This window comes from Streptococcus mitis (assembly GCF_000960005.1).
Taxonomy (GTDB): domain Bacteria; phylum Bacillota; class Bacilli; order Lactobacillales; family Streptococcaceae; genus Streptococcus; species Streptococcus mitis_CK.
In genome coordinates this window covers 1,095,204-1,107,945 of record NZ_JYGP01000002.1, presented here as the reverse complement: position 1 = coordinate 1,107,945, position 12,742 = coordinate 1,095,204, and the positions used below count along the sequence as shown (strand labels likewise).

General features: G+C 43.1%; 7 protein-coding genes and 2 pseudogenes. 8 read left to right on the top strand and 1 reads right to left on the bottom strand.

The window, feature by feature from the left end; translation table 11 throughout:
• Positions 1-220: 220 nt before the first annotated feature.
• Positions 221-1,108, top strand: coding sequence for a fructokinase ScrK (gene scrK / locus TZ90_RS06685; protein WP_000164310.1), 888 nt, complete (start codon positions 221-223; stop codon positions 1,106-1,108).
• A 319-nt stretch (positions 1,109-1,427) separates the two neighbouring features.
• Here scrK and TZ90_RS06680 read toward each other — a convergent pair whose 3' ends face one another.
• Complete coding sequence (locus TZ90_RS06680) at positions 1,428-2,045, bottom strand: TVP38/TMEM64 family protein (RefSeq protein ID WP_045612164.1); 618 nt, start codon at positions 2,043-2,045, stop codon at positions 1,428-1,430.
• A gap of 136 nt (positions 2,046-2,181) precedes the next feature.
• Here TZ90_RS06680 and TZ90_RS06675 point away from each other — a divergent pair.
• From TZ90_RS06675 to pnp, 7 genes and pseudogenes are all read left to right on the top strand, one after another.
• Positions 2,182-4,827: pseudogene (locus TZ90_RS06675) on the top strand (DEAD/DEAH box helicase family protein).
• A gap of 128 nt (positions 4,828-4,955) precedes the next feature.
• Positions 4,956-5,825, top strand: a pseudogene (locus TZ90_RS06670) (type I restriction endonuclease); the annotation flags it as partial.
• 1 nt (position 5,826) lies between these two features.
• Positions 5,827-6,231, top strand: coding sequence for a YbgA family protein (locus TZ90_RS06665; protein ID WP_045612161.1), 405 nt, complete (start codon positions 5,827-5,829; stop codon positions 6,229-6,231).
• Positions 6,215-6,577 carry a TIGR02328 family protein gene (locus TZ90_RS06660; RefSeq protein WP_045612159.1) on the top strand — a complete coding sequence of 121 codons (363 nt, stop codon included), beginning with the start codon at positions 6,215-6,217 and terminating at the stop codon, positions 6,575-6,577. The genes TZ90_RS06665 and TZ90_RS06660 overlap by 17 nt, the downstream gene beginning before the upstream one ends.
• 243 nt (positions 6,578-6,820) lie before the next feature.
• Positions 6,821-9,070, top strand: a complete 2,250-nt coding sequence (metE, locus tag TZ90_RS06655; protein ID WP_045612157.1) for a 5-methyltetrahydropteroyltriglutamate--homocysteine S-methyltransferase — start codon at positions 6,821-6,823, stop codon at positions 9,068-9,070.
• Between the two features lie 101 nt (positions 9,071-9,171).
• A complete protein-coding gene (gene metF / locus TZ90_RS06650) occupies positions 9,172-10,038 on the top strand; it encodes a methylenetetrahydrofolate reductase [NAD(P)H] (protein WP_045612155.1) in 867 nt (288 codons plus the stop codon).
• A gap of 493 nt (positions 10,039-10,531) precedes the next feature.
• Positions 10,532-12,739, top strand: coding sequence for a polyribonucleotide nucleotidyltransferase (pnp, locus tag TZ90_RS06645; RefSeq protein WP_045612152.1), 2,208 nt, complete (start codon positions 10,532-10,534; stop codon positions 12,737-12,739).
• The last annotated feature ends 3 nt before the right edge of the window (positions 12,740-12,742 follow it).

Genomic DNA, 12,742 nt, shown 5'->3' with positions numbered 1-12,742 from the left:
TTCGCCTTGCCGTACTCAAGTACAGCCTTCGGCTAGCTTCCTAGTTTGCTCTTTGATTTTCATTGAGTATAATATTCCCTCTCACAATGAAAACGAACAAATGACATGTTTGTTCGTTTTTGCTTGAATGGTAAGATTTACAGAGGAAAATCTAAAAAATAGAGAAATTTAGACTTTCGAAATATGCTATAATAAAGAAAATAAAAACAAGAGGTTTATCATGACAAAATTATATGGAAGCTTGGAAGCGGGCGGTACAAAGTTTGTCTGTGCTGTCGGTGATGAAAACTTTAACGTTGTGGAAAAAACACAATTTCCAACAACAACTCCAATCGAAACAATCGATAAAACCATTGAGTTCTTCTCGAAATTCGACAACCTTGCTGGTCTTGCAGTTGGTTCATTTGGTCCGATTGATATTGATAAAAACTCAAAAACTTATGGCTTTATCACAACGACTCCAAAACCAAACTGGGCAAATGTGGACTTGCTTGGTGCTCTTCGTCGTGCCCTAAACGTGCCAATGTACTTCACTACAGACGTAAACAGCTCTGCTTACGGTGAAGTGGTTGCCCGTAATAATGCTGGTGGTCGTATCGAAAACTTGGTTTACTACACAATCGGTACAGGTATCGGTGCAGGTGTTATCCAACGTGGTGAGTTTATCGGCGGTGTGGGTCACCCTGAAATGGGTCACTACTATGTTGCTAGACACCCAATGGATATTGAAAAAGAGTTTAAGGGTGTTTGTCCTTTCCATAAGGGATGTCTGGAAGGCTATGCAGCTGGTCCAAGTTTGGAAGCTCGTACAGGTGTTCGTGGGGAAAACATTGAACTCAACAACCCTGTTTGGGATGTCCAAGCCTACTATATCGCTCAAGCTGCGGTCAATGCGACAGTGACTTTCCGCCCAGACGTGATTGTCTTTGGTGGAGGGGTCATGGCTCAACAACACATGCTGGACCGTGTCCGTGAGAAATTTACATCTCTTCTTAATGGCTACCTACCAGTACCAGATGTGCGTGATTACATTGTAACGCCAGCAGTAGCAGGAAATGGTTCTGCTACACTTGGAAACTTTGTCCTTGCAAAAGAAGTTTCAAAATAAAGCACAAAATCCGCTTGGGAAACCAAACGGATTTTGTGGTTGAAAACAATATTTTTGAGCCTTTCCTTAAGTGATTACGGACGGTAGCGACTTTCTTCGAAATTCCATACCTAAACTTTGAGCCTAATGTCTCAAAGTTTCCGAACACCTGAAACCATTAGATTTCAGGTGTTTCTATCACGGCGGAAAGGCTAGGTAAGTCCTCGCCTCACTATCGAAAAATAGGTATGATTTTCATACCAAAGTATATTTAGTATCAAGCTACAGTCAATCTAAGTTCTAAAAATCCGCTTGGGAAACCAAACGGATTTTTTACATGTCAAAGCATTTGCCAGAAAAAGTCGATAATATAGGTCAGACCGTAGGTATAAACCACGAGGGTAAAGGGCTTGGTCAGAATGATGATGATCATGTAGCGCTTGAAGCTCATCTTGGTCAGGGCAGCCAGCATACAGAGAAAGTCAGCTGGACTAATGGGCCAAATCATCATAATAATAAAGAAACGGTCAAAACGATTGCCCTTATCCAACCAACCGATATACTTGTCATAGGTGCGCTTGCTGACGACGGACTGGACAAAGGCAGCCCCATAGAGGCGCACCAGATAAAAGATAATGGCACAGCCAATCACGATGCCGATATAGTTGTAGATAGTCCCGATGATGTGACCGTAGATAAAGACCCCAGCCACCGAGGTCAAAGCCCCAGGAATGATAGGGACGACAGTCTGTAAAATCTGTAAAAAAATAAAGAGAGGTGGCCCCCAGATACCTGCCTGCTGGATAAAGGCAGAGAGGGTTTCCTTAGACTGTAAAATTCCAGCCTGATAAGCCCAAATACAGAAAATTAAACTCCCAACCCCACCGACAATCGATGAGATGTTGATAACTTGCTGTAAAAGGGGAGAAACAGCTTTCATTTGTTTATCCTGTGACATGTAAACTCCTCATAGATAGTATAACTCTACTATACCATATTTTAAGGAGAAAGACTACATGGGATACTTCGTGTGACTTTGCCTCAAGTATGGTAAAATGGGAATAAGAAAATGATAGCTTAGAATGAGGAAAATCATGTTAGGATTGAAGTTTAATGGCACTTGGCGCAACTACCAAAAACAGGTATTGGACAATTTCCAAGAATACCAAGCAGATGGTCATGTCCACTTGGTGGCAGCGCCTGGTTCAGGGAAAACAACCATAGGAATCGAGTTGATTGCCCGCTTTGATAAGCCTGCTCTCGTTTTGGTACCGACGGTGACCATCCGAGAACAATGGGTGGATAGGATTCGCCAGGCCTTTTTAGAGGATGAGAACCAGGTCACAAGTCTCGTGTCTCAAAATCTCAAGGACATGAAGCAAATCACCATCGCCACCTACCAAGCCTTTCACAGTGCTATGCAACAGGTGCAATCTCGAGAAGATAACGGCGAGGTTGAGGATTTTGTAGGCTTTGACCTGCTTGCCAGACTAAAGGAAAGGGGTGTCGAAACTCTCTGTCTGGACGAATGCCATCACTTGAGAAATGAATGGTGGAAAAGTCTAGAAGACTTCCGTAAAAACTACCAGCAACTGCAAGTCATCTCTCTCACTGCGACACCGCCTTATGACAGTGAACCAGAACTCTGGGATCGCTATCTCCAGATGTGTGGCGAGATTGACCAAGAAATCACAGTGCCAGAACTGGTCAAGGAAGACACTCTTTGCCCTCATCAGGACTTTGTCTATATCTGTTTTCCGACTAAGGAAGAGGACAAGCGCTTGGAAGAGTTTGAAGACACCAAGTGGCAGTATGTCAGCCAACTAGTCGTTGATCCTGACTTCCAAGAGTTGATTCGGAGTTCCAAGGTTCTTAAAGGGGAAATTTCTGCGGATATGCTCCTTGAAGATCCCAAGTATCTCTCAGCACTCCTCATTTATCTACAGGCTCAAAAACAGGAAATTCCCAAGCATCTACGAGATTTACTGGGAGCTGAAGGTTTGCCTGCCCTCAATTATTATTGGTTAGAAGTTCTCTTGCAAGGCATTCTCTATCAGACTCCTGACTGGTATGAGGATCCACAGGAGAACAAGAAAAAGATAGAGGCAAATCTGAAATCAAGAGGACTGATTGAAAAACGACAGGTTTTCTTGGTCAAATCCAAGGCCAATGACCAAATCCTCAACCAATCTCTAGGAAAACTAGCTGGTATTGTATCTATCTTTGAGACTGAGTATGCTAGTCTAGGCAAGGACTTGAGACAGTTAGTCTTGGCGGACTATATCCGTAAGGATTTTGCAAGTTATCTGGGAGATGACCAAGCACCAATCACGCAATTAGGAGTCCTCCCTTACTTTGAAACCATTCGCAGAAGTGCACAAAAGTAAGGTTTGTCTGTCCCGATAGCAGTCCTTTCTGGTAGTGTCGTGATCATACCTGCTAGTGTCAAGGCAGAACTTGAAGCAATCATCCCAAACACTAGCTTAAGCTTCTCTACCATCGGGAAACTCAATCAAGGGGCCTATCTCCAAGTAGGATTTCCATCCAGCTTTAAGGGGATGGTCGCAGCAGTGACCGAGCTCTTCCAACGAGGTTCTATCCAGGTATTAGTCGGAACCAAGTCTCTCTTGGGAGAAGGATGGGATGCCCCTTGCGTCAACTCTCTCATCCTAGGAAGTTTTGTCGGAAGCTTTATGCTCAGCAATCAAATGCGGGGCCGTGCCATCCGTATCTGGCCAGGACATCCAGATAAGACGAGTAATATCTGGCACCTAGTAGCCATCAAACCTTACAAAAATCCAGTCTTTTCTAAGGAGGATCAAGAAGAACCAGACCTCAATCCTTATCAGGACCTACAAACCCTTGCCCGTCGTATGGACCATTTCCTTGGCTTGTCCTATAAGGAAGATACTATTGAAACAGGTTTGGGCCGCTTAAACTTTCCTCAGTTCCCATTTAAGAAAAAGAAACTCGAAGACTATAACGAGAAGATCATGGAACTATCCAAGGATCGTGCCTCCCTTCGTAAAAAATGGCAGGAATCTCTCATTGTTGCTGACAAGATTGAGATTGTCAATGAAGTGGCGACCGACAGCAAACGAATCCCTCTGCTCGCCCTAGCGGATGCTGAAAAGTGGCTTCGCTACGCTCTGATGGTATTTGCCATTAGTCTCCTAGCTTATGTCGTTCGACTAACCTTCTTTGCCTTGCCATGGCTGATAGCTCTTTGTGTCCTCTTCCTAGCTATCACAGCCTTTCGCTATTACAGCTACAAGAGTCCTTATAAACGCTTGCGCCAGATCGGTGAAGCTATTCGCAAAGCCATGGTGACTGCCAGGCATTTGTCTGATGACCAGTCGCGCGTGCAGGTCGAGGAGGACAAGGAAAGCTTTAACGTCTTTGCCTATCTAAAAGGTGGCAGCATGCGAGACAAGGAGCTTTTTTCCAAGGTTTTAGGAGAATTCTTTGCCCCTGTGGACAATCAACGCTACCTCTTAGTCGCTCAAAAAGCTCCAGCCGGCCAGTCTAAGTATTTCGTAGTCCCTAGCCTCTTTGAAAAACGCAAGGAAGATGCCCAGCTCTTCCTAGATGCCGTCGCACCACATCTGGGCAACTACCAACTCGTCTACACCCGCAACGAAGCAGGCCGAAAAATCCTGCTAGAAGCCCGACTCAAATCCCTAGCCAACAAAAACGACCGCATCATTACTAAGAAAAAGGTCAAAAGTGCTTTGAAATAGAAGGAAGTGAGCGTTTTCTGGCCGGAACATGATATAATAGATAATTAACTATGAGACAAATTGAAGAGATAGTCTGAAAGATATTGTTAGTAAAAATAGACAGTTCTGACTAGCAAAAGGAAGTTTTTATGGCAAAGAGAAAAGATTTTTCTGAACTAACCAGGGTTCAGATCCCAGCAACTCTGCATCTCATGCGTATGGGCTATACCTATCTTCCTCGCAATGGGAAGGAAATTGCAGAAAGAGACCCAGATACCAATATTCTTGTATCTGTTTTTAAGGAGCAGTTTTTAACATTTAATAACTATTTAACAGATGAAGATTTTGAGAGAGAATTGGCCAATATCAAGCTGGAACTGGATCAAAATGATTTAGGACGATCTTTCTTTAAAAGGATACAGGGACAAGAAGGTGCTGTTTATATCGATTGGGAAAATCCTGAAGCCAATATCTTCCATCTGGCGCTTGAAGTCACTTGTCAAAATGGACAAGATGAATTTCGTCCGAATATAGTTGTGTTTATCAATGGACTTCCTCTTTCTTATATCGAAGTTAAACAACCCAATGCTATCCGTGATGGAAAGACAGGAATTCAGTCCGAACAGGATAGGACTAGATACCGTTTTGAAAATCATAAGTTCCGTCGTTTTAACAATATTACCCAGTTGATAGCTTTATCAGATAATTTACCTTATATCAGTGGCCAAGGTCAACAAAAACAGGGTTCTTACTACGGTTCAAATGCTTATTCAAAAACAAAATTTAATGCTTTCAAGGAAGAAAGAGAAATAGATTTTCTGAATTCAATTGTACCTTTAAGAGAGGAACAAATTGATTTCATTCTTGAGGATGTGAAGCGTTTTGCTCTCAAATCTCAACCAGAATTTACAACAAACTTACAGCCCGAAACTCCCTGTAATACTTTCCTATCTTCTTTGTATCAAAAAGAACGCCTGCTTTTCATGATTTCCTGGAAACTGATAAAAAGTAAGGAGAAATATGGAACAAATTAACCAAAAATCCCGGTGCCAGCAACTCTGGGCTCAAAACAAATACCTCGTTTTGAGTCATTCCAGCAATATTTACAATGAGATTCGTCAGTATCTCAAGAATGAAGAGGTGGAGGTGAGTATGGTTCAAGAGATGATTGACCGTGCCTGCCAGATTCCAGAACACAGGGGTCAGGTCTGCAATGCCTTTCAGCATATTTGGGGCTATTTCAAAAAGAAAGCGACAGATGCTGAGCGCAAGGACTACATGCTCTTGCTGGATCGCTACCGCTTTGGTCAGGCTTCTAAGGAAGACTTAATCGCTAAGACTCGAGATTTGCTTGATTGCTATCCCAATACCTACTTACAACATTCGACATTACTGAAAGGAGACTCCCATGAGACTTTGGCATGAGGCTTTGATTTCACAGCTTCCTCGTCCTCAACTCTTGGGGCAACATCGAGAGTGTTGCGCCCTGCGTGGCAATGGCTGGGGCAGAAAGCATGCGACGGTTGACTATGTCTTTACCCACTCGCCCTATCGTCTCTATGCCTATCATGACTTGATCATGAAGGAGATGGTTGACCGAGGCTATAAGGTCAGTCCAGAATGGCTGAACAAGAATTACCGTGGCAAAACCTGCCCTCCTTATCAAGATTTAGCAGAGGAGAAGTTGACTAGCCCTATATACAGCGAACATGACGATGTCTACTATGAGGAGTGTCTGGCTAATCTCCGTGAGAAGGGAATCCACCTATAGTCTTTTCTAATAACAAGTCATAGTCACTTATAAGAATTACTAATAACGTGTTTGAGCATTCTAACAAAAATACAGCAAAAAGCAAGTTATACAAAGGATTTGAGGCATGTGTCTCAAGTCTTTTTCTTTTGTCCAAAATGGAGATATAGTTTCAAACTATATCAAAGCCTAATTTTTTACAATTATACAGATGATTTCTTTTCTGTTAAGATAGTTTCAACAACAAATTTTGGAGGACACATCATGTCAACTACAATCATCGGTTTCCCTCGTTTGGGCGAGTTCCGCGAATTAAAATTTACAACTGAAAAATACTTTAGAAAAGAAATCTCAGAAGAAGAACTCCTTGCAGCCGCAAAAGAATTGCGTGCTAAACACTGGAATATCGTCAAAGAAAAAGGCATCACTGAAATCCCATCAAATGACTTTTCTCACTATGACAACTTCCTAGATGCAGCTTTCCTTTTCAACGTGGTACCTGCTTCAGTTCAAAACTTGGACTTGTCTGGCCTTGAGCGCTACTTCGCTTTGGGTCGTGGTTACCAAGGAGAAAAAGGGGATGTTCGCGCCCTTCCAATGAAGAAATGGTTCAACACCAACTACCACTACATCGTTCCTAAATTTGAAAAAGACACTCAAGTAAAATTGGCTGGTCACAAAATCTTCGATGAGTTCCAAGAAGCCAAAGAACTTGGATTGAACACTCGCCCAGTTCTTGTAGGTCCATTCACTTTCCTTCAATTGTCAGATTTTGAAGAAGGCGTGAAAGCAGAAGATTTCGTAGACAGCTTAGTGGCTGCTTACCAAGAAGTTTTTGCTAAATTGGCAGAACTTGGTGCGACTCGTATCCAATTGGATGAAGCTGCTCTTGTCAAAGATTTGACAGCTGAAGAAAAAGCTCTCTTCTTGAATCTCTACAACAAACTCTTGGCTGACAAAAAAGGTCTTGAAGTCTTGCTTCAAACTTACTTCGGTGATGTTCGTGACGTCTACGCTGACCTTGTAAACTTGCCAGTAGATGCTATCGGTCTTGACTTCGTTGAAGGTAAGAAAACTCTTGAATTGGTTAAAGGTGGTTTCCCAGCTGACAAGACTCTTTATGCAGGTATTGTCAATGGTAAAAACATCTGGCGCAACAACTACGAAAAGAGCTTGGCTGTTCTTGAGCAAATCCCAGCTGAAAACATTGTCTTGACAAGCTCATGCTCACTTCTTCATGTGCCATTTACAACTGCTAATGAAGAATTTGAACCAGCAATCTTGAACCACTTTGCCTTTGCAGTTGAAAAATTGGATGAGATTCGTGATTTGGATGCTATCCGCAATGGTCAAGGTGAAGAAGCACTTGCAGCCAACAAAGAACTCTTTGCGACTGAGCGTGTGGGTGAAAATGCTGAACTTCGTGCGCGTATCGCTGGCTTGACAGACGCAGACTACACTCGTTTGCCAGCCTTTGCAGAACGTGAAGCTATCCAAGAAGAAGCTTTCAAACTTCCAGCTCTTCCAACAACAACAATCGGTTCATTCCCTCAAACAAAAGAAGTTCGTTCTAAACGTTTGGCTTACCGTAAAGGTGAATTGTCTCAAGAAGAGTACGATGCTTTCCTTGCTGAAACGATCGACGAATGGATCAAATGGCAAGAAGATATCGACTTTGATGTCCTTGTTCACGGTGAATTTGAGCGTAACGACATGGTTGAGTACTTCGGTCAAAACTTGTCAGGTTACCTCTTCTCTAAAAATGGTTGGGTACAATCATACGGTATGCGTGGGGTGAAACCACCAATCATCTGGGGTGATGTAACTCGTCTTAACCCTATCACTGTTAAATGGTCTAGCTATGCACAAAGCCGTACAAACAAACCTGTTAAAGGGATGTTGACTGGACCAGTAACTATTCTCAACTGGTCATTCCCACGTGAAGACATCTCTATCAAGGATTCTACTCTTCAAATCGCCCTTGCAATCAAGGATGAAGTGCTTGACCTTGAAGCTGCTGGTGTGAAAATCATCCAAATCGATGAGGCTGCTCTTCGTGAAAAATTGCCACTCCGTCGTAGCGACTGGTACGAAGACTACCTTGACTGGGCAATTCCTGCCTTCCGCTTGGTACACTCAACAGTAGCGCCAGATACTCAAATCCACACTCACATGTGTTACTCAGAATTTACAGATATCATCCCAGCTATCGACAACATGGATGCAGACGTTATCTCATTTGAGGCTAGCCGTTCAAACCTTGAAATCTTGGACGAACTCAAAGCGAAAAACTTCCAAACAGAAGTGGGACCTGGGGTTTACGATATCCACTCACCTCGTGTGCCAAATGAAGGCGAAATCGACCACACAATCGAAGCCATCCTTGCTAAAGTGCCAAGCAAGAAAGTTTGGATCAACCCTGACTGTGGTTTGAAAACACGTGGTATTCCAGAAACAAAAGAAAGCTTGATTCGCCTTGTTGAAGCAGCTAAAGCTGCGCGTGAGAAATTGTAAGATAGGATTTCCCAAGAAGCGCTGTTTGGCAATCTGCCTGTTTCACTTGGGTTCTAAGAGTCCAGCTAAGGAAAAAAATCAACTAGAAAAGGATAAGGACTATGTCACGCCAAACACCGTCACTCTCATTTGAAGTGTTTCCTCCAAACCCAGCAGTAGGCAACGATAAGATTATTGCAGCTCTTCAAAATATGCAGGAGTTGGCCCCTCACTTTATCAGTGTAACTGCCAGCAATAATAAATTTAATATCAAGGAAACAACTGTTCGTTTGGCTGACTTTATCCAAAATGACTTGGCGATTCCGACTATTGCTCACTTGCCAGCCATCTATTTGACCAAGGACAAGGTGGCTGAAACCATTGCTGACTTGGATAAGGTTGGGGTGCAGAAAATTTTGGCTCTTCGTGGGGATATTATTCCAGATGTGGAGCCACAAAAGGATTTCCGATATGCAACGGACTTGATCAAGTTCATCAAGGAACAAGCCCCTCACTTTGATATTGTCGGAGCTTGCTACCCAGAAGGGCATCCAGATTCACCAAATCAGATTTCAGATATCCAAAATCTCAAGAAGAAAGTAGATGCAGGCTGTTCGAGTCTTGTAACTCAGCTTTTCTTTGACAATGAGCGCTTCTATGATTTCCAAGACAAGTGCATCTTGGCTGGGATTGATGTTCCTATTCATGCAGGGATTATGCCAATTCTAAATCGAAATCAAGCTCTCCGCCTCTTGAAGACTTGTGAGAATATCCATCTTCCACGCAAATTTAAAGCCATCTTAGACAAGTATGAGCATGACCCTGAGTCGCTCAGAGCAGCAGGACTTGCCTATGCAGTGGACCAAATCGTGGACTTGGTAACTCAGGATGTTGCCGGTGTGCATCTCTACACTATGAACAATGCGGATACAGCAAAATACATCCACCAAGCAACTCATGCTTTGTTTAATCACCAGTCTCTAGGATAATAAAAAGCAAACCATTCTTCTCAGTTGAGGGGAATGGTTCCTTTTTAATGGTAAAGGCCGCACTTTTTAAGAAAAATATGATAAAATAGACTCTGTACGTACTTGATACAAAGATGAGGGTATTAAAAAAATAATGCTTTTAAACTGAGAGTCTTAGATGTTTTAGCATCAAAACTTTCTGATGACTAACGGTAGGAAAGAGCGACACGAACGAGTCAAATCGATGTTATTTGACGAGAGAGTTAGTAAAGCATTTAGCTAATCGCCTGATAGCGATTAGCGTGAAAGGATTAGATGCTTTAGCATCAAACCTTTCTAATGATTTGTATCTTGAGAATTGAACACGCCTACAACTCTATGGAAAAAGATAAATCTGCCTAGGAGCAGTTGCTCCGTCGTTCGATTTCCTATTTTCCTTTGAGTTGCTTGACGGCTTAGTATCTTGATTTTTGTAGGCAAGGCGTATAATTTCATCAATCCAAAGGGGATTAAAATGACAAAACAAGTGTTTCAAACGACTTTTGCGGGTCGTGAGTTAATTGTAGAGACTGGTCAGGTTGCTAAGCAAGCAAATGGCTCTGTTGTCGTGCGTTACGGTGAGTCAACTGTCTTGACTGCTGCCGTTATGTCTAAGAAAATGGCAACTGGGGATTTCTTCCCCCTTCAAGTCAACTATGAAGAAAAAATGTATGCGGCTGGGAAGTTTCCTGGTGGCTTTATGAAACGTGAAGGACGTCCTTCAACAGATGCGACATTGACAGCGCGTTTGATTGACCGTCCAATCCGACCAATGTTTGCGGAAGGTTTCCGTAATGAAGTACAAGTCATCAACACCGTGCTTTCTTATGATGAAAATGCATCTGCACCAATGGCAGCTATGTTTGGTTCATCCTTGGCATTGTCTATCTCAGATATTCCATTTGACGGACCAATCGCTGGGGTACAGGTTGGCTATGTAGATGGTCAAATCATTATCAACCCTACGCAAGAACAAGCAGAGCAATCTCTCCTTGAATTGACAGTAGCTGGTACCAAACACGCCATCAACATGGTAGAGTCTGGTGCCAAAGAATTGTCAGAAGAAATCATGTTGGAAGCGCTCCTTAAAGGGCACGAAGCGGTCAAAGAATTGATTGCCTTCCAAGAAGAAATCGTTGCTGCTGTCGGTAAGGAAAAAGCAGAAGTGGAATTGCTTCATGTGGATGCTGAATTGCAGGCAGAAATCATCTCAGCCTACAACAGCGACCTCCAAAAAGCGGTTCAAGTAGAAGAAAAATTGGCTCGTGAAGCTGCAACTCAAGCAGTGAAAGATCAAGTGACTGCCGTTTACGAAGAAAAATATGCGGACCATGAAGAATTTGACCGTATCATGCGTGATGTGGCTGAAATCTTGGAACAGATGGAACACGCTGAAGTACGCCGTTTGATTACAGAAGACAAGGTACGTCCTGATGGTCGTAAAGTCGATGAAATTCGTCCTTTGGATGCGGTTGTTGACTTCCTTCCTCGTGTGCACGGCTCTGGTCTCTTTACTCGTGGCCAAACTCAGGCTCTTTCAGTCTTGACCTTGGCTCCGATGGGAGAAACTCAAATCATTGATGGTTTGGATCCAGAGTACAAGAAACGCTTTATGCACCACTATAACTTCCCTCAATATTCTGTAGGGGAAACTGGTCGTTACGGTGCGCCAGGTCGTCGTGAAATCGGTCACGGTGCTCTGGGTGAGCGTGCTCTTGCTCAAGTCTTGCCAAGTTTGGAAGAATTCCCATATGCTATCCGCCTGGTAGCTGAGGTCTTGGAATCAAATGGTTCTTCATCTCAGGCTTCTATCTGTGCTGGAACTCTTGCCCTTATGGCTGGTGGTGTGCCAATCAAGGCGCCGGTAGCAGGGATTGCCATGGGTCTCATCTCAGATGGAAACAACTATACAGTCTTGACAGATATCCAAGGTTTGGAAGACCACTTTGGAGATATGGACTTTAAGGTTGCGGGTACTCGTGACGGGATTACAGCCCTTCAAATGGATATCAAAATTCAAGGGATTACTGCAGAAATCTTGACAGAAGCCCTTGCTCAAGCCAAGAAAGCGCGTTTTGAAATCCTTGATGTGATTGAAGCAACGATTCCAGAAGTTCGTCCAGAATTGGCTCCAACTGCTCCGAAAATTGATACCATCAAGATTGATGTGGACAAGATCAAGATTGTTATCGGTAAAGGTGGAGAAACTATCGACAAGATTATCGCTGAAACAGGCGTTAAGATTGATATCGATGAAGAAGGAAATGTGTCTATCTACTCTAGCGACCAAGATGCTATTAACCGTGCCAAAGAAATCATTGCTGGTTTGGTTCGTGAAGCTAAGGTGGATGAAGTTTACCATGCTAAAGTCGTTCGTATCGAGAAATTTGGTGCCTTTGTCAACCTCTTTGATAAGACAGATGCCCTTGTTCATATCTCTGAGATGGCTTGGACTCGTACGAATAATGTCGAAGACTTGGTAGCAATCGGGGATGAAGTTGATGTTAAGGTTATCAAGATTGATGAAAAAGGACGTGTGGATGCTTCTATGAAAGCCCTTCTTCCTCGTCCTCCAAAACCTGAACGTGATGAAAAAGGTGAAAAATCAGAGCGTCCTCACCGCCCACGTCATCACAAGGACCACAAACCTAAGAAAGAATTTACAGAAACGCCAAAAGATTAAGAA